The following is a 19,187-nucleotide window of genomic DNA, read 5'->3' as shown; positions in this document are numbered from 1 at the left end:
TTTCATTGAACGAAAACTTATGAAGCCTGGATCAAAAAAAACTGTTCGCTGCCCTGTTGACCAAACAGTTCACTAAGTGAGTTAAGCTGATCAAACAGTTGCAGACGATGGAGTGAGATACTTGTCGAGTTCATTGGCAACAATCACTCCGTAGTTGACGGCACCCAGCCACCCAGACATGATGATGCCAACAGACCCTGCGTGGAACAGACCGTTGATATGCTCAGGCAACGCTTGCGAGACTTTCAATCCTTCGAACTTCGTCCCGAAACTCGCTCCTTGAGCATGACGTGTGTAATGTTCAAAAGTCCGCGGAGTCGAAGCTTCGATCCAATCCAGTTTTTCCCGAATATCAGGAACGTACTGTTCGAGGCAATCGAGTGTTCCTTCGCACAGTTTTTCTTTTTCGTGCTGGTACTCTTCTTCCGTCAGTTTCGCCCAGTCGCTGTAGTTGGCATTTGTCGATGAGACCACTAACCAGCGGTCCGAGCCTGGTCGAGTTTGTGGATAGTAAAACGAGAACGTCCGACTGCTCACATTCATTGAGAGCATCGCGTTGATGTCGAAGCCATCGTGCTCGGAATGAAACAGCAAGTCCCCGCAATCGTCGAATCCTTCACCCGGCTTCAGTCCGATGTAAACCTGACAACTACTGTTGTTCAACCGGACTGCTTTTGTTTCTTCCAGATAGTCTTTGTCAAAATGCTCTTCGTCGACCAGTTTAAGAATCGTGGTTTTGAGGTTGGCGTTGGACATCACCGCCCCGCACTCGATGCGTTTTCCATTCACATGGACCGCTTTGACTTGCCGGTCCGGACTGACTTCGATTTTCTCCACGAGCGACCGAATCCGTATGTCGACACCGTTGGCGATGAGTTCTTCTCTCATTTTACTAATGAGCGCGTCGGTTCCCCCCTGAAACGTGAAGACCCCTTTGCTCATGAAATTACTGAAGACAATTCCGTACGTAATTGCCGGGTCTTCCAACGTCGACCCGTTTGCGTAAGCAATCGGTTCCATGAGCATGCGAACGACGTCGCTGCGGCCCGGGAAGAATTTCTCGAAGAGTTCCCCGGTTGTCATCTGCTGGTCATCAAAGAAATTCATCTTTCGAGACGCGGAGAAAAAGGCGTCGACTGTCTCGAAGGGAATATTGAACTGTTCGGTGATCAGCCGTGTGAAGTCTTTCCGATCAAACGTCGTGCGTAGTGAAAACTGTGGATTCTCGAACCGAATTCCTTTGAGCTGAACAATGCTCTCAGCGATTTCCTGTGTCCAATACTTCCGGCAACTTTTGATCATTCCGACAGGGAATCCGTGCAGAGAAATATCGAAGATATGCCCCCCGCGACGCTTGAACCAAGTCGCCATGCCTCCCAATTGATAGTGATGTTCGAGGAGCAAAACAGAGTAGCCCTGCTTGGCCAAAACATTCGCACTGGTCAGGCCAGCGAGTCCCGAACCGATCACGATGACATCGTAACGATCTTTTGTCTCTTTAAGAAAATCTTTTGCCATTGGGAGTTCAGATATCAATAGTTCTTAATTTGTGCGGACTTCCATGCAACATCATTGACAATTTCACTTCGAACATCCAGTTCGACAACGTCTGCATTTCCACGTTTTTTTCGTTCGCACACGAAGATTCACTCTTTTAAGCCTCACTCACCCAGTCTCACACGAGATCACAAGACTACACTTACCAGTCAGAGCAGCGAGCGAAGAAACAGCCCCGCTCTACTCAATGAGACCGATTGGCGAGGCCGAGCCCACGCAGAACGACAAAAATCGCCGTCACCGGACTTCACAACCGTTTCATTGCAGCGGCGATTTCAATTTCGATTTGTTCGAGAGGATTGAGTGGGTCCATTGGATTATCCATCGACTGGACTTCGTTGGTTTCCCGATTCCAATCGACTGGACCGTAGCGAGCGGGCTCAGGCTTCTTATTCAGAATGTGATCTCCGGCATCCCCTTTGTTGAAGTGCCAGAACTCGTACGGGAAGTGCATGAAGCCTTTCGATTCCATGATTTCCGTGATTGAGAGACGATTCTGAAGTTCGTCTTCGGTAATAAACGGAGATCGCATCGGCGTTTTTTCGCTCACTTCTAAATACGGTCCTCCACGCCAAACTTCGCTGCCGTCGTCTCTGCGAAAAACGGAGATATCAATCGCTGAGCCAGACATATGCGTGCCGATTTTCGGAATGTTAGCAACCAGCACAATCGCTCGGCGGAAGACGAATTCCACCGGCGGCATCTCCCCACCATTTTCCCAGATGCACTTCTGTAACACCAAATCGAAGACAGCCGGTTTGCGGACGAGTGTTCGCTGCATCTCCCGGGACCGAAACCCGTCTTCAACTTTCAGAATCCAGCCACGATCATTCATCACCCGACCGATCGCAATCACATCTTCCACGAGGCTTTCGCGAATAAAAAAGACACGATCGAGGTCACCTGCAATTTTCGATTCCGAAAACAGCATCTCCACGCCCGCAGCTTCAGCGGCATCGGGAATCGATGCAAATCCTTCCCCACATTCTTCGACCGGAAAGGTGAGTAACTCCTCGACCATTCCGTAGCCAAGTTCCAGCTGCTCGGTCCAATAGGCCCGTCGTGCCGAATCATCAAGTTGAGACATATTAATTGCGACCTTTGCTGACGTTGTTATGGCTTGTCGAGTTGGGTTTCCCAACAAGTACTGTTTTTCGCTACCGAGTTCTGTTTTTCTGTATCGACTGGTTCGACATGAACATTTTCAACTTCCTGAAACGCTGAACAACGTTGAACGCTGTCTGTTATGCGTCATCGCTTCCGCTTCGCCTTTGACGTAATTCGTCTAATCGCTTTTTGATCTCTGCTTCATAACCACGATCGACCGGTTCGTAGTATGTTTTTTCAACTCCCAGGTAGTCTTGGTCAACCCAGCCATCTCCACTGTTGTGAGCGTATTGATACCCTTCGCCATGCCCGAGGTCTTTGGCCCCTTGATAATGAGCATCCTTCAAATGCGTGGGGACGGGGACAATACGATTGTTTTCAATATCGTCAATGGCGGCATCGACCGCTTTGTATGACGCGTTCGACTTTGGAGCCGAGGCAAGATATGTCACCGCTTGTGACAAAATAATCCGACACTCCGGCATCCCGACCCGCTCGGTCGCCTCCGCAGCTGAGTTCGCTATGACCAATGCCTGTGGATCGGCATTTCCGATATCTTCTGAGGCGGAGATCACGATCCGGCGGGCGATGAATCTCGGATCTTCGCCAGCGACCAGCATCCGCGCCAACCAATAGATTGCGGCATCGGGATCACTTCCACGAATACTCTTAATGAACGCACTGGCGACATCGTAATGCTGATCCCCTTTGGCATCGTACAGGACAGCCTTCTTCTGAATCGACTCCTGTGCGACCTGCAAGTTGAAGACCTTATTATTCTCATCGAGCGAGAGCACTCCAATCTCGAATGCCGTCAGCGCACGCCGGGCATCTCCATCACAAATTTCAGCGAGAAACTCAATCGCTTCGTCGGTCGCCTTCGCCCCTGTTTCTCCAAGTCCGCGCTCTTTATCTGCCAGTGCGCGCCGAAGAAGTTGAGCAATGTCCTCTTCGTCAATCGTCTTGAATTCAAAGACCTGACTCCGACTGATCAACGCAGAGGCCAACGAGAAGAATGGGTTTGCCGTCGTCGCTGCAATGAGATTCACAACACCTGCTTCCACATCTGGCAACAACACATCCTGTTGCGTTTTGTTGAAGTGATGAAGTTCGTCGACAAAAAGAATCGTGCGGCCATCGCCCCGGGAAAGTCGATCACGCGCAGCTTCCAGCTCGGTCCGGAGTTCCTTCACTCCAACACTGGCAGCATTGAGAACAGCAAAGTGACACTGAGTCTGAAGCGCGATCACCTGCCCCAGCGATGTCTTTCCGGTCCCGGGAGGTCCGTAGAAAATCATCGATCCTAGTCGGTCCGCCTGCAACATTCGCTGCAAGAGCATCCCCTTCCCCAGAAAGTGCCGTTGGCCAACGAACTCCTCCAGCGATCGTGGTCGCATCCGCGCAGCGAGCGGTTGAGCCTTTGTTTGTGCTTGTTTTTCCTGTTGATCGAAGAGACCGGGCATTGCAGATGAGGCTAAAGTTAAGAGACAAGGAGCCAGTAGACTTGTAGGACTGATCCTGAAATTTGAATTTTCACTCAAACATTGAGAAAAGTGACCAGTCCACAAGTTCCGGACTGGTGTGAGTCAGAAGAGTTTAGAGTTGCCAGGCCTCTCTTGCCAATCTGCCAGCATATTACAAAACAACGCTCCCTGTTCGATGGCGTCGTCGAGGGCTTTGTGGGTGTGAGGATGCCTGTCAAACCAATGGCGAGGCATGTTTCTTTTGGTTGATTCCCGGTAGCCTTTGCCCATCAGCGACATGGCGAATGTTTTCATATCGAGTGCGGAATGCGAGAACGGACTCCGACCGACAAACTTAATGAGATACCAATAAACGAACAGAAAGTCGAAGCCAGCTGGATACGCTACAAAGACCGGCTTTCCTTCGAGTTCCTCCACCCAGTCAACATACTGCTGCATCCCCCCTTCCGGCGATTGCGTGTCGACCCGAGTGTACTGATACGCTTTTTTGTACCGGCTCCAGAATTCCATCGTTTCCGGGTGTCCGGTCGCTCCGGGAAGGGTCTCGAAGTTAATCTCAATTGTTGAAATTAACGTTTTATCAGGAAGATAAGCTGCCGACCCAAGGCTCAACATCGAATGCGGCCCCGGAATAGGACCATCCGTCTCGATGTCGGTGCTGATGTAAATTTCCATAATGAACTACAGTCAAATGAATGGTGGGATGAATCGACGAAATGAACTGCGGGAATAGAACTGGAGCTTGAATGAAATCAGCTTCGTAGAACGAATTCGTATCGTTATTATTCTATACTACCAGAGCTTTCACTTCGCGAAGTTCCCCTGCCTGGACTGTACCCAACTTTCAAGAACTGTGCCCAGCCTTCAAACCAAGGGGCCAAAACGCATCTGTGACGTTCGATATTTATCCACTGAGTTCATTTTTTTTCCTGAAAGTTCCCGATCATTCCTGATTCTCCACCTTCAACAGATCAGCCAAAAACAGGGCAGCCAAAATTCACTCAGTCCCGGGGATGGATTCTCGGTGGACTGATTGTGATTGCGTTTGCGTTGCGAGCGTCGGCCCCTGCTCACATGTCGATCGAGCATTTTGATGAAGGGGTTTATGCATCAAACTATTTCTCCAGCCATATGGATTTTCGTTACCCCGATCGACACCTTTATGCACCACCATTATTCCCAGCCATTCTCGAATGGGCTCTCATTTTTTCCGGTGGAAATCCGCATACGGTGATGTTCGTCAATGTCGTTTTGGGGACGGCACTGGTCGCTGCCATCTGGTGGTTGACAAAATTGATTGCAGGAGATGCAGCAGCCATCGCAGCTGCATCATTAGCAACGTTCAGTGATTTCCTGATTCAATACAGCCGAGCCGCGTTGACTGACACTCCTGTTTGCCTGTTCATGGTCTTAGCGGTCGGGTGTGGGTTGCTCGCATTGAGAGATCGGAACACGCTGGCGATTCTTGGTGCAGCCTTGTTTACGGCGGCAGCGTGGTGGACGAAATACAACGGCTGGCTGCCGTTAGCAATTCTCGGGGCTGGACTGGCCGGTTCAGTTCTATTTGATCGCCCCAAAACTTCCGAATGGATGCCTCGCGCGGGAACATTTCTGGTGATCGCTCTCGGGGCGTTTCTTTTCTGGTTGCCCTGTCTATGGAGCCTCCAAGAGCACGGTGGATACTCGGCAGTCGCACAGAATCATGCCGGTTATATCGTTGGATTCGGCGGCTGGTGGGATTCCTGGACGAGACACTTCAGCGTGCAGAGCCTCAACTCCAGGCTGTTAATTGTTGGTGGAGTTTGTGCCATCCTTTTGTTCCATAGGAATCGCAATGCAAATCCTATGCAATGGTCGAACCGGTTCTGGGTTGTCCTGTTCTTCTGTGTCTCAATCCTGGCACTGGGGCAACCGATTCTGTTCGCGCTTCTCCTCGCTGGATATGGCTTGTTCTCTGGGCTTCGGAAACAAATGGAAGTTGACCGATTAGGTTTTTGGTTGATCGCTGCGTGGATCGGCGGCCTTCTCCTGACGACACCACTCTACCGACCTTATCCACGACTTTTGATGCCGCTATGGATTGGCTTGATCATCGCCTCCTCTCTCGGTTTCCAGGCACTGTTATGCCACAAGGAGAACGCTGCCGTCGTTGCGAATAAGAAACGACTGGTCCTCAGAAGTGGCATACTCGGCCTCTGTTTAATCTTCCTCTTACGCTCAGGAATTGGGGAGTCGACATTCGAGGATCGCACTCAACTGGCGCGCATCTCAGAATCAATTGTCGAAGAGATTCAACACCTCGTCCGAACCACCAAACAGCCAAATGACATCGACGCGATTATTTATGTGATTGGTGAACCGGGGCTCTACTACCATTTAGCCAGCGACGATGGCGATCGGTTCAATTTCATCACTCAACCGGGATCGAATCTGGTGATGCTGACGCCGATACCAAACGCTCCCAGAATACCCACGTTCCTTGTTCTGGGACCTCATGCTCCTGATGAGCAACAAGAACTCAAAACGGAAACAGATCGAGCAACGCTGATTGAAGAGTTCCCCTACCATGCGAGCGACCTGGTGCTGCTGGACGACTTCCCTCCTTCGGAACTTGAGAAAAATCGGGAACAAAAAATCCAATTATGGAAGGTGATTCAAGACTGACTGACAAGCCCTTCAAGCGATAGACAGCACTCAGTTTTCCTGCCTATCGCAGCTTACCACGATGAATTGAAATCCCACTCCATCTGCGCAGGAATCCGAGCCCGTCTTCAGGTTCGGGCGTCAACATGCCGAATGAGTAGTGTCGAAGGTTTCGAAAGGTTTGAAACTTTTCACCACACATGGCAGCTCGGATGCTGCTCTCTCGAAATGATGCTGTACGGAGACAGACTGGCTATGTCAGAAGATCAACAAGTCGCTGCAAATCGTCGTCTTGGTCGAGGCTTAAGCGCGCTGCTTGGAAACAATGCTCCCGCTTCAGTCGAAAAGGTTGCGGAAGCCAAAGAGATCGGCGAACTCAGCTATCTCCCCATCAATCAAATCATTCGCAATCCGTTTCAGCCACGGAAGCAGTTCGAGCAGGAATCCCTCGGCGAACTAGCTGCCAGTATCAAAGAACATGGCGTCATTCAGCCAGTAATTGTCCGTGAATTTGAGGGATCTTATCAACTCATCGCGGGTGAACGTCGTTGGCAAGCTGCACAGAAAGCAGGCTTAACAACCATCCCGTGCCGGGTCGTCGATGTGATCGATAAGACCGCATGCGAATATGCTCTTGAGGAAAACCTCAAGCGCAAAGACCTCAACGATCTGGAGAAAGCACAGGCCTTCAGGGACTACCTTGACCAGTTCAGTTGCAGCATTGAAGAGTTGGGCAAACAGCTCAGCATGAGCCGTTCGGCAGTCAGCAACATGCTCCGATTGCTCGACCTGCCAGACCCAGTGAAAAATGCCCTCCACTCAGAACGCATTAGCGCCGGTCATGCTCGAGCACTTCTGGCGTTGGGAGAAGCTGACCAGCTTGCTCTCTGTGGCCGTATCCAGTCGGAAAAACTCTCCGTACGAAAAACGGAAGCTGCAGTCAAAGAACTGCTGACAGAGAACAAAGAAGACGCCGCTCCTGCCGATGCCGCAAAAGACGCAGAGACAGCAGACGCTGCTGACACGATTCCAATTTCTCAAGCAGACAACGACCGGACGAATCACGTCAGCTCGCTGGAAGCTCAACTTCGTGACCTGCTTGGCGTGAAAGTCGACATCAAACTCAAAGGCAAAGACACAGGCCAGATCCTGATTCCGTTTTCATCAAACGTTGAATTTGAACGCATCCTGAAACTGGTCCGACGCGCCGCTGCATAAATAAGTCACCTGACAACTCTCAGGATATCGCACTGAGTGCAACTGCTTTCTGTCGTTGACGAATCGCCAAAAGCGAATCGCTCCATTTCACGATTGAAAGCTGCCTCAAAATCAATCAAGGCCCCAACAAGACAGAGCCTTTCTCGCTCTGTCTTGTTGCGAGTGCCTGCTGTTCATCGAGCCTTGCAGGCTTCCCGGCGATCCCGTTGAACATCGCTGAGACGATCTCTACTTGAAGCGACTCATCGCTTCCCCAGCGCCCCGCTCCATCGACTGCTTCTTCTCCTGATCCATTGCCCGATCAGCCGCTGGAGCAAACCCAAAACTGGTCATTTCGCTCTGCTGAAAGTACGACACGACTGCGTCTTATCCTCTCAGCCTTCAAAGGCCGAAACTGGCAACTCATCAACTCTTCCTGATACAGAAAATTTCTCGCCGACGACGCATCGGAGTTCATCCATTTCGGTTTGCGCTTATCGCACTTCTCGTTGACTCAATTCTGAGAGACTCCTGTCCGGTCACTGCTGCTTTCTCAGAAACGAGCCTTCAGCTGTCCTACAAACGAGAAGCAAGAGGGGCTCACCTCAACCTGAATTTCGAGTGAAAAAGCGGTATGAATGTGAAAAAGAGGCATTAAATAGATGGGGATTCAAGGTCCAGCAAGAATTCGCGAAATTTGAACGTACCCACGGAACTTCCACCTCGACTTAATGTTTCAATCTACGAACAATTCTTGTTACTGAAGTAGCTATTGTCCCCCCCCTCAAGATGACTTGAGACTACCCCCCCTGACTTCCCTTCCCTTTTCAGCCACGGTTAACTGTGAACCGAAGAGCTTCAAAAGAGAATGGCTTGATTTAAGTAATTCACCTTGATGACTTTGTGAAATTTCTTGTCCGAATCGCGCGATGACCGCAGGTTTCCCCTGCATCCGCGTTTGATTCTATTTCTTCTTTTCCAGACCTATGGATCCGTAATGAAAACTCGCCCTGCGCGCCAACGTGGCTTTACACTGATTGAACTTCTGGTCGTGATTGCGATTATCGCAATCTTGGTGGCACTGCTGTTACCCGCAGTCCAACAAGCTCGAGAAGCTGCCCGACGCACACAATGCAAAAACAATCTCAAGCAACTTGGATTGGCACTGCACAACTACCATGACATTCACAACTCATTTGTTTACCGCAAAGGTGGAACTCGCGGCGGAGGTGATTCATCGCGACTGGACGGGAACTACGACCGCCGTTCAGGGATGATCTCATTGCTTCCATTCCTCGACCAGGCTCCGCTTTACAATCAGATTGAAGCTGGCGATACGTCAACAAGTCCAAACGTCCCTCCTGGGGGAGCTGCTCCCTGGAGTGGTTGGAATGTTTGGCATAAACAAATCCCAGGTCTCCGATGCCCAAGTGACCCTGGAATTGCGACATCACGCGGAACCTCAAGTTACGCTTTCTCAATGGGTGATTATGTTGGGGCAGCGAACCGCGACGCGACGAACGTCAACGGCCTCTTTGCGTTCCGCACAACTTACGGAATGCAACATATTACTGACGGAACAAGCAACACCGTCGCCCTGAGCGAACGTGTTCAGGCGAGTTTCGGAATCAACGGAAATCCGAACCCGACAATTAAAGAAGGAATCTTAACCAACGTGGCAGCCATTAGCTCAAACCCTGGAGCCTGTTTAGCTGCCGCTGCCGCAGTTTCAAATGGAGACCGCTACCAGTCAGGTGCAGGCGTGAAAGGACGATTCAGCCATGCCTGGCAAGACGGTCAGCCAGAAAACGTCGCATTCACAACAATCATCGCACCAAATGGTCCATCTTGCATCGACAACGCAGACCCCAACGCTGACGGACCTATCAACCTGATGACCGCAAGTAGCCACCACACCGGAGGCGTTCAGGTTCTGATGGCTGACGGAGCGGTTCGTTTCATCAGCGACAGCATCGACACAGGAAATCTTGGAGTTTCAACAACACTTGGAGCTCCAAGCCCGTACGGTGTGTGGGGAGCTCTCGGAACGAAAAGTGGCGGCGAAGTCGTTGGAGAATTCTAGAATATTTTCGTGCTTCTTGTGTCCGTGAAGAGTGCTTTTCATCTTATGAATCACTCTCCACGGGCAGAAGACTCACACAAGCGTTAGATCATATTAAGACTTTTCAGCGTCACGTCTTGTCGTCTGCACTGAGGTTGTCACAGTCGCTTCTTTGTACCAAATCGCTGCTTTCGGCAGGAACTTGAAAAATGAAATCGATACTCACCATCATCCTCAGCTTTGCGATCGTTCCTCTTGTCGCAGGGTGTGGTTCGAAAAGCAAATCTAACCAAGTAGAAGTCTTCCCCGTTTCTGGGCAACTTACCTGGAAGGGGGAACCAGTTGCTGGCGCTGATCTTGTCTTCTTTAATGCGGATTCAGAAAAGAGTGCCTTCGGTCGAACAGACGATCAGGGGAGATATCAGTTGACCACCTTCAGTGCAAATGATGGCGCAGTCGCAGGTCAGCAAGTTATCACTGTGACTAAAACAAAAGCTACTGCAGAACCGGTTGCCGTAGCAGAGACCGACTCTACTGATTACGTTCCCCCAGGCCTCATTCACCCGGGTCGAAACCAGAGAGTTGCAAAACCGAAACCGATCTTGCCTGAAAAATTCAGCTCACAAAGTACCTCGACACTCACCGCAGTTGTCGAAGAAAACAATAAAAACGTGATCGACCTGACTCTGGACGATTAGAGCAGATTCAAATTCGGTGGACTCCTTGGACTGACTCAATTCAAGATGAGGTTTAAACAAGTCAGTCTGCTTGAAGATAGTGTTTGAACCACGCCGACTCCTGGTCGTTCACTTCGTGGCGAGGAAGGCCGGGCGGGCGGAGTTCTTCGGACCACTTCTTCAATTGTGTGGCAAGATCTGCGGCAACATCAGGGTGCTCTTTTAGAACGTTTTTCCGTTCGTGTTCTTGGGAATCCAGGTCAAAGAGATACTCCTCACTTTGCCCTGCTTTCAGGTACTTCCATTTTCCTGACCGAACAGCTGACTGATTCCAAAACCTCCAAAATAAAGACTGATGTGGAGGTGTCTTCTTCTCCCCTGTCAGGTAAGGAAGTAAATCGACCCCATCCAGAGAGTTGTCGATAGCTTGCCCGGCAGCTGCGATGGCAGTCGCTGCGATATCGAGAGTGGAAACTGGCTGTTCATAAACCGTGTCGGCGGGGAGAACATTCTTCCATTGCAGAATGAACGGAACACGAATTCCTCCTTCGGAGAGCATTCCCTTTTCACCAATCCAGGGAGTGTTCAGAGAACCATCCCAGATCGGTCCACCGCGTCCAATCGGGTCATCCTCCATATTCAATTTGAGAGGAGCGCCGTTGTCGCTGGTAAAAACGATGAGTGTATTCTCTTCGATTTCATGTTTGCGCAACGCTGAGAGAATCTGACCGACGCCATCATCGATCGCTGACAGCATTGCTAATCCGTAGCGTCGCCGTTCTTTCATTTCCCCCGGAAATCGCTTGAGATATTCAGGAGTTGCCTGAAGCGGAACATGCGGACCAAAGTAACAGAGGTACAGAAAGAATGGCTGATCAGCATTGCGATCAATAAAATTTGTCGCAGCCGTCGTTTGCAAATCGATACGGTAACCGCGATCACTTCTCCATTTTCCCGTCGAGAGTAATTCGTTTTTTCCGGGATCAAAATTCGCAAAATACTGCTGCACTTCGCCAGCATAGTATTCATCGAAGCCTTGCGCGTGAGGAAAATACTCGACAGTTTTTCCAAGCGGGATATTCACCCGACCGTTTGTATTCAATCTTAAATTCGGAAGATTTTTTTTGGCCCATCGCACAGAAACGGCATTGGGCGAAAGATGCCATTTCCCCACCATCCCTGTTCGATATCCCGCAGCCTTCAGTCTCTCCGCCAAAGTCACTTCCTCCAGTGGAAGTGGACATCGCGAAATTTCATCGAGGCCGAATCGCTGTTGATAGCGACCGGTGATCACAGCTGCCCGAGAAGGACTACACTGCGGAGCGGTGACATATCCGGCAGTCATGCGAACGCCATTCGCAGCGAGCGAATCGACATGAGGAGTCCTGACATCAGACACTTCATTCTGACAGGACAGATCAGCATATCCGTGATCATCTGTCAGGATCAGAACGATGTTTGGACGGGCGGATGACTCAGCATGAAGAACCGTTCCCAAAACGGGTTGTGCAAAGATGACTGCAAGAATGGAAACTGCGAGAGAAGTGAATTCGTGTCGCAAGTGACAGGAGACAGTCCTGCGGCATCTGAGCCCTCCTGAGCCAACAGACAGCATCCTGGCAAAGAACTTGAACATGTTGAATCTCCTTCTTTGGACAGAGGACGCTTCGATCATTGCCCCAAAGCGTTCGTCACGATCTCGTGGCACCGTGTCTTATAGAGCATCTTTCGAATTGGTTTGCAGGTTCTGCCTCGTGGCGAACAGTATTTTTACTAGAGAAGTGCGTTCTTCACGGGCATACGGTAGAGCAAACTGCTCTAGAATCATGCAGTTTGACTGACCGAGATAAATAAATACAAGGGATCGCGGGAATCAACAGTTTGATTGATCTTTTGACAGCAGGAAATCGAGACTCGCGTGACCAAGTCACTTCAGCCTTGGCTGGTCAACGTAACCTTCTTCAGATTTTTCTGGAAAGCGAAGGCCATCTGGAGTCGTTGCTCTCATGCTTGTCAAAGTTTCGATGAGCGAAACCAGCATCACTCAGGCAGCGTCTTTCCTCGATTCATCAGGAAGCCCCATCGTTGAGCGTAAGTCCAGGAAGAGTTGATCGAGGCAATTTCGGCTCTTCCCCCAATCGAACCATTGTCCGGGAATGTTCGTCAGGGCAGTGACACGCGTTGGACCTTGTTGCCGCGTGATCGTGATTCGGATTTCCCCCTTGAGTGCCAGAATTGACGACGGAAGCTCTGCGATCAACGTGCAGGCATCCTCTGCCTGTTCGACGGTTTCAAACGTCTGACCATGCTTGGCCAGCGAGCATAGAGCGCGGGCAATCACTACTCCCACCGGAGCGGAGATCTGTCCTGCACGCTCCTTTCCTGTGCGGACTCCACGAGCTGCGTAAAACGGCTGAACAAGTGTCGCAAGCTTTGCCAGCGGAACAGGTGACGAAACGATGCTGTCATAGATCGATAGACATTCCTCACCGCTCAGTCCCTTCGACGCCCGCCTGGCATGCCCGGCAATGACCGACCGGACTGCCTCCACCTGAATAATTTTCTCGCACTGAACTTCATTTCGCCAATCGACATGCGGAGCCACCGGAGCGACAGCCTTCCCGGTCTCTCCCGATTCCACACCATGCAATCGGTTTCCACAATTGAAGCAAAACTTCCCACTCGCTTCGACGCCACATTCCGAACAGAACATCCATGTCCCCTTGCTGAACGACCGCTTTTCTCAAATAACCCGTTCTCATTGATCATGTCTGAGTTAATACATTCTGAAAAATGTCGCCATTTCTGTCGACGGCAAATTTTTGCGACCCAACTTGCGATCTGTTGAATATCCTGAAAGGACCAGCTCTCCGTCCAGACGGCAGCTGGAACTCAAAGGTAAAAAACTTTCGCGTTTCTTATGTCCTCGGGGAGTGTGATGCATATGGAAAATTGGACATCACATATACTTGAACCAGTAGATGCAGTCAAAATCGGCCCTCGTTGAAACGGTTTTCAGAGAATGACATCGCCAGTTCCGCAGGTCCACACAGGGTCTCGAAGAACCCGCTCTGGTTGGGCAGAATCTCGAATCTTATACTGCCTTTCAGTGAGACGAGTTTGAATGAACAGAATCAGGTTTCAGAACCTGCTCTAAAATGAAATGGCGAAAACCTCATGAACAAAAACCTCTTGGTTGTCTTGTTTTTGCTTGCTATTCCGCTCCCATTATTTGGGGCCGAAACTACAGCGGGACGCCAGCCTAATATCATTCTTGTCATGGCAGATGACCTCGGCTGGTCGGATATCGGTTGTTACGGAGGCGAAATTGAGACGCCACACATTGACTCACTCGCCCGAGAAGGCTTGCGATTCACGCAGTTCTATAACAATGCAATTTGCGGACCGACCCGCGCTTCGTTGCTCACAGGATTGTACTCCCAGCAAGTTGGCCATCGTGGTGACCGCTGGAATGAACCAAAAGACTTTAACAAGTGCGTCACTCTCGGCGAGGTGCTTCAGCAAGCCGGATACAACACCGCGATGGTCGGAAAATGGCAGGGGCGAGATTCCGCTTTGGATCGCGGATTTGATCATTTTTTTGGGCCAATGTGTCAGGCCAAGATCAGTTACTTTCACGAAGTGAAAGGCAATCCCTATTTCATGGACCGTGAACGGGTCGAGTTGCCGGATGATTTCTATCTAACTGATGCTCTCAATGACCATGCCTTACGTTTCCTGAAATCGAACGTCAACAAAAAGAAACCGTTCTTCTTGTATGTTGCACACATTGCTCCACACTGGCCGCTTCATGCACGAGAAGCAGACGTAGTACGCTATCGGGAAACGTATCGAGAGCAGGGATGGGATGAGATTCGACGGCGGCGTTTTGAAAGCCAGCGACAGTCTGGGCTGATTCCGACCGAATGGAAACTTGCAGCACGTTCGCCAGGAGTTCGAGACTGGGAGACTGACAAGTTCAAAAACTGGCAAGCTGAGAGGATGGCAGTCTATGCTGCACAAGTCGCAGCAATTGATCGTGGTCTGGGTCAACTTCTTAAGACTCTTGAGGAGGCGGGCGAAGTCGATAACACGCTCGTCATGTTTCTTTCCGATAACGGTGCTGCTCCGGATGGCGGGCTGTCTCCGGGAAAAAGCGGCTTTGGATTTAGTCCGAGTGGCAACAACACCACTTGGAGAAAAGATGGTCAGCCGATTCGACCAGGGAGCGGTCCCGAGAATCTTCCCGGACCTCACGACACATTTGCCGCTTACGGACCCGCCTGGGCCAATGCGAGCAATACCCCGTTTCGTGGAACGAAAATGGAAGGGTACGAAGGGGGAATTCGAACACCACTGGTCGTTCGTTGGCCTGCAGTGATCCGCAAGGGTGATCAAATCACCAGACAACCTGGGCATGCCATTGACTTCATGGCAACTTTTGTGGATGTCGCGAATGCCGAATACCCGACCGAATTCAATGGTCGACGACCGTTACCAGTGGAGGGCAAAAGCCTGTTACCGATCTTTCAAAACAAACAGCGAGAAGAACATAAACAGCTTTGCTGGATGGTGCCTCAGCATCACGCAATTCGTGTTGGTAACTGGAAAGCTGTGAGAGCTCACAAAGGTGGAACGTGGCAACTCTTCAACCTTGAGGCTGACGGGACTGAAACCAATGACCTTGCCAGCCAAGAACCAGCACGTCTGGAGCAACTCACACGCCAATTTGAAGCATGGCAAAAACGCGTTGGAACAGTCGAGTGAATTCTCTCTCCCGTTGCCACGCAGAGAATGTTTTTTATTTTCACTACCCCATTGAGCCCTGGGGGGAGGTCAATGACCACTCAAGATGCAGCGATTTATCGCACGCCAACTGTGAAGATGCTCTACCCCGCACGCTCATGACCCTGAAACGATCTTTGAGGGACCTATCAAAATTGTTGCTCGTATTCGCAAATGCGAACACGAGCAACGTGTGATTGATCAACCTTGGATCAGTCCACTCAAGTTGTGAACTTCAGTCTGAATCGAGTGTTAATTGCATTCGGCAAGTAGCGGACCTGCGAGTTCTTCCAGGAAGAAGAGACGGCCTGATTGCGTCGGCATGTAAGTTGATGGAATCCAGGAAGTCGGTTCGTGTCGCAATGTCATCCACAAGCTAAGTCCTTGCCACATCATCCCGCGTGAAAGAACTCCGTCCGCTCCTCCAATAATGTGATCGGCCTGAAGAAAGAGCCCCGGTCCAACGGTGTTCGCGTAAGCAGGCACATGTGTGGTCCGACTCTTGAAACTCGTGATCGCATTTTGCTCAATGGTGAGCGGATGCAGTTTCGCAGCGATGCGGTGTGTGGCCTTTTTCCAATCAGCTTCTGATTCATACTCGGCAGCGAAATGTGGTTCCCAGAAAGCAATATGACAGACTCGACCAATCCCGAAAGCCACTGCCAGTTCACCGCCACCATCTTTGATCGCAGCAATCTTTTCTGCGTATGTCGGCAAGTTGTCCTTCGTTGCGAAGTTACGTTGGTTTTCAGGAACCGTAAGGTCGCCTAATGGGCCGTAGAAGGCCTGCTCCATAGCGTATTGAAACGCACCTGTATTATCACTCGGAAGTGTATTTCCTTCAGAGTCACTCCACTCATCCATGTTGAAGCCATGGACATGCTTGCAATCGACACCCCATTCATTGAGGAAGTAGACCGCCCAGCGATACATCCCCATCGGTCCGACTGGAAGGATGAAAGCGAGTTGCTTGCCTTCCTCGCCGGTCCGACGAATCGTCTTCGCGATTTCGTGCCCCATCAGAGTGTCGAAATCTGCGACCGACTGGCACGGAATCGGCTCGAAATCAGGATGCCACCACGATTGCCGATCAGTGATTGTCGATGGATCATCATCGACACAAGCATCGATTTTGGCGAGATCCCAACCCGCAGGATAAAAGTTTTCCATCAAGGAACCGCTCAACGTCGACAGCAAATCCATGGTCTCTCCAAACTCTTTCAAAGTCACATACACAAACAAGAATTGTCAGGAAGTGACAGTATCCTCCAACTGCAACGAGACGGCAACTCAATCCGCATACGGTTTCCAGATTGGACGCTTCTCGTCAGCTGGATACCCAACTAACGTCTCCGATGGGTAAAAGCGATTTTTGTATTCCATCGATGGGCACTCATCGATCCAGTATCCCAGGTACAAGTGCTTTAAACCTAATCGCTGAGCAAATTCGATCTCGCAAACCATCGAGAAAGTTCCCGGGCTGAGCGATCGCCAGTCGGGGTCATGATAAAAATACGCACTGGAAATCGAATGCGGCAGCAAATCGATCAGACCAACACCGACAAGCAATTCACCATCGAAATATCGAAGCTCATGCAAGCTTGGAAAATCCCCCGAGAGAAACCCTTCTGCATAATTCTGCGGAGAGGATTGCTGCAACTTCCAGCCACGCCGGTCGGTCATGTCGACATGCCAACGGTTGTACAAGTCGAGATGCTGCTGAGTGAGCCCCGGTTCATGTAGCGAAACTGTGATGTGCTCGTTTCGGCGTTTCGCTCTTCGCTGGCTCTTCGTCGGCTGGAAATTCTCAACATCGACCCGAATCGGAACGCACTGAGAACAATTTTCGCAAGCTGGCCGAAAGAGGTGACTGCCGAAACGCCGCCAGCCACGTTCTAAAAGGAACTCGACCTCGCTCGGCTTAAGAGAGTGAAAGAGTCGATACTCGAGCGATGCAGTTTCGGACGGGATGTAAGAACATGGACGGGGAGACTCCGTGATTCTCAAAGCTTCTTCAGGGAGTTTCTGTCGTTCCATGATCTCATCAATATTGAACCCGTTGCCCTGAAGGATTTTCGAAAATCGGTTTCGCGATCTGCCTGATGGCGGAAAACATTTTCACTGGTAAAACGCGTCCTTCACGGGCACGGCAAGCATTGAAAATGCTCTAATCCTTCACGCATGCCTGCCAGTTCAAGAGCGGATTCCTGGCAGCGGAAACTTCATCGGGCCGCCGAATGATTGTACTGTGCGGTGCATCATGAAGGAAACTTGCATCCTCTTTCACGATCGTCTGAATCGCTTCTACGAAGGCGTCCAGAGTTTCTTTGGACTCCGTTTCCGTAGGTTCAATCATCATTGCTTCTGCAACAACGAGCGGGAAGTAAACAGTCGGAGCGTGGAATCCGAAATCGAGTAGACGCTTGGCGATATCCATCGCGGTAATCCCTTGTGCATCCTTGAGCTGCCGTGCCGATGCGACAAATTCATGCATACAGAATTCTCCACGTGGGACTGGAAGAATATCGCTGAGACGGGCTTTTAGGTAGTTGGCATTCAACACAGCGTGTTCTGAAACATCCCGCAAGCCTTGAGCGCCGAGAGTGCGTAAGTAGAAATATCCACGAAGGAGAATCCCAACATTCCCAAAGAACGAACGCATCCGGCCGATGCTTCTCGAAGGTGTCGTTAACTGATAAACATCGGTCCCATCCTCTTGTGATTTTGTCACAACCGGTCCCGGAAGAAAATCTGCCAGAAAATCGCGAACCGCAATCGGACCTGCTCCCGGACCTCCAGCACCGTGTGGTCCAGTGAAGGTTTTATGAACGTTGTAGTGCATCATGTCTCCGCCGAAATCGCCCGGGCGGGTGATGCCAAGAATGGCGTTCATATTTGCCCCATCGATGTAAACAAGACCGCCGACATCGTGCAGAATGCTGGAGATCTTCGCGATATCTTTTTCGAAAAGCCCAAGCGTATTGGGATTCGTAATCATGAAGACAGCTGTCTGCTCATCGACATGCTTCAACAGATCATCAGGGTCAACCAGTCCGCTCTCAGAGGGCTCGAGTTGGACACAATCGAAACCTGCTAACGCAGCACTGGCCGGATTGGTTCCGTGTGCACTACTTGGAAAGACGACCTTCGTTCGATTTTCGCCTTTGCTCTTAAAATAGGCCGAAGCAACATGCAACGCTGCGAGTTCCCCTTGGGCTCCAGCTGCCGGTTGCAAGGAAACTGCTGGCAGGCCGGCGATCTCACCGAGCATCTCCTGCAACTCATAAAGCAGGTGCAGCATCCCCTGCGAATCTTCCGGACGTGCATAAGGATGCAAATCCCCGAGCCCATGAGTTCGCGAGAGTCGCTCGTGTCGCTTGGGATTGTACTTCATCGTACAACTGCCGAGCGGGTAGAAATGCGTGTCAACGCACATGTTCATTGTCGAGAGATTCACAAAGTGTCGAACCACATCACCCTCAGCAAGTTCAGGCAGCGGAGCAGTTTTGTCTGCCAGTGATTTCGCTGGCAAAAGCGAGCTGAGTTCCTGCTCGGGAACATCACAGGCGGGCAGCATTGCGGCACGACGTCCCGGAAAGGAAAGTTCGAAAAGCGGTCGAGTTGAAATTGTGTTACGCATAAAAAAACCTGACGTCTCGCAACGTCTACTCTAAT

Annotated in this window: 14 protein-coding genes; 5 read left to right on the top strand and 9 right to left on the bottom strand. The window is 50.7% G+C overall.

Annotated features, from left to right (window positions below; genetic code table 11):
- Window positions 1–90: 90 nt before the first annotated feature.
- The 4 genes from ACN0YR_RS03050 to ACN0YR_RS03035 all read right to left on the bottom strand — a co-directional run bounded on the left by ACN0YR_RS03050 (window position 91) and on the right by ACN0YR_RS03035 (window position 4,826).
- Window positions 91–1,518, bottom strand: coding sequence for a phytoene desaturase family protein (locus tag ACN0YR_RS03050; RefSeq protein WP_145202577.1), 1,428 nt, complete (start codon window positions 1,516–1,518; stop codon window positions 91–93).
- Window positions 1,519–1,804: 286 nt separating this feature from the next.
- On the bottom strand, window positions 1,805–2,644 hold the full coding sequence (locus ACN0YR_RS03045; RefSeq protein ID WP_417847723.1) for a M15 family metallopeptidase: 840 nt from the start codon (window positions 2,642–2,644) through the stop codon (window positions 1,805–1,807).
- 157 nt (window positions 2,645–2,801) lie between these two features.
- Window positions 2,802–4,127, bottom strand: a complete 1,326-nt coding sequence (locus tag ACN0YR_RS03040; protein WP_417847722.1) for a replication-associated recombination protein A — start codon at window positions 4,125–4,127, stop codon at window positions 2,802–2,804.
- Between the two features lie 123 nt (window positions 4,128–4,250).
- Complete coding sequence (locus ACN0YR_RS03035; RefSeq protein ID WP_417848006.1) at window positions 4,251–4,826, bottom strand: exonuclease domain-containing protein; 576 nt, start codon at window positions 4,824–4,826, stop codon at window positions 4,251–4,253.
- A 396-nt stretch (window positions 4,827–5,222) separates the two neighbouring features.
- On the opposite strand from ACN0YR_RS03035, the gene ACN0YR_RS03030 reads away from it, so the two are divergent.
- From ACN0YR_RS03030 to ACN0YR_RS03015, 4 genes are all read left to right on the top strand, one after another.
- Window positions 5,223–6,812 (top strand): ArnT family glycosyltransferase, encoded by a 1,590-nt coding sequence (locus ACN0YR_RS03030; protein ID WP_417847721.1) that lies wholly within the window; start codon window positions 5,223–5,225, stop codon window positions 6,810–6,812.
- A 234-nt stretch (window positions 6,813–7,046) separates the two neighbouring features.
- Window positions 7,047–8,009, top strand: a complete 963-nt coding sequence (locus ACN0YR_RS03025; RefSeq protein WP_417847720.1) for a ParB/RepB/Spo0J family partition protein — start codon at window positions 7,047–7,049, stop codon at window positions 8,007–8,009.
- Window positions 8,010–8,985: 976 nt separating this feature from the next.
- Window positions 8,986–10,071 (top strand): DUF1559 domain-containing protein, encoded by a 1,086-nt coding sequence (locus ACN0YR_RS03020; protein ID WP_417847719.1) that lies wholly within the window; start codon window positions 8,986–8,988, stop codon window positions 10,069–10,071.
- 188 nt (window positions 10,072–10,259) lie between these two features.
- Window positions 10,260–10,748: a hypothetical protein gene (locus tag ACN0YR_RS03015; protein ID WP_417847718.1), complete on the top strand. Its 489-nt coding sequence runs from the start codon at window positions 10,260–10,262 to the stop codon at window positions 10,746–10,748.
- Between the two features lie 61 nt (window positions 10,749–10,809).
- Here ACN0YR_RS03015 and ACN0YR_RS03010 read toward each other — a convergent pair whose 3' ends face one another.
- Both ACN0YR_RS03010 and ACN0YR_RS03005 read right to left on the bottom strand, forming a co-directional pair.
- A complete protein-coding gene (locus tag ACN0YR_RS03010; protein ID WP_417847717.1) occupies window positions 10,810–12,363 on the bottom strand; it encodes a sulfatase-like hydrolase/transferase in 1,554 nt (517 codons plus the stop codon).
- A gap of 408 nt (window positions 12,364–12,771) precedes the next feature.
- Window positions 12,772–13,440 carry a hypothetical protein gene (locus tag ACN0YR_RS03005; RefSeq protein WP_417847716.1) on the bottom strand — a complete coding sequence of 223 codons (669 nt, stop codon included), beginning with the start codon at window positions 13,438–13,440 and terminating at the stop codon, window positions 12,772–12,774.
- Between the two features lie 464 nt (window positions 13,441–13,904).
- Here ACN0YR_RS03005 and ACN0YR_RS03000 point away from each other — a divergent pair, with 464 nt between their 5' ends.
- On the top strand, window positions 13,905–15,494 hold the full coding sequence (locus ACN0YR_RS03000; RefSeq protein ID WP_417847715.1) for an arylsulfatase: 1,590 nt from the start codon (window positions 13,905–13,907) through the stop codon (window positions 15,492–15,494).
- A gap of 270 nt (window positions 15,495–15,764) precedes the next feature.
- On the opposite strand, the gene ACN0YR_RS02995 is transcribed toward ACN0YR_RS03000, so the two are convergent.
- The 3 genes from ACN0YR_RS02995 to gcvPB all read right to left on the bottom strand — a co-directional run bounded on the left by ACN0YR_RS02995 (window position 15,765) and on the right by gcvPB (window position 19,152).
- Window positions 15,765–16,715, bottom strand: coding sequence for a glucosamine-6-phosphate isomerase (locus ACN0YR_RS02995; protein ID WP_417847714.1), 951 nt, complete (start codon window positions 16,713–16,715; stop codon window positions 15,765–15,767).
- A gap of 87 nt (window positions 16,716–16,802) precedes the next feature.
- Window positions 16,803–17,549 (bottom strand): arginyltransferase, encoded by a 747-nt coding sequence (locus ACN0YR_RS02990; protein WP_417847713.1) that lies wholly within the window; start codon window positions 17,547–17,549, stop codon window positions 16,803–16,805.
- Between the two features lie 130 nt (window positions 17,550–17,679).
- Window positions 17,680–19,152, bottom strand: a complete 1,473-nt coding sequence (gcvPB, locus tag ACN0YR_RS02985; protein ID WP_417847712.1) for an aminomethyl-transferring glycine dehydrogenase subunit GcvPB — start codon at window positions 19,150–19,152, stop codon at window positions 17,680–17,682.
- Window positions 19,153–19,187: the final 35 nt, after the last annotated feature.

It is taken from the genome of Thalassoglobus sp., from assembly GCF_048270125.1.
Taxonomy (GTDB): Bacteria; Planctomycetota; Planctomycetia; order Planctomycetales; family Planctomycetaceae; genus Thalassoglobus.
This window is presented reverse-complemented; position numbering and strand designations above follow the sequence as displayed.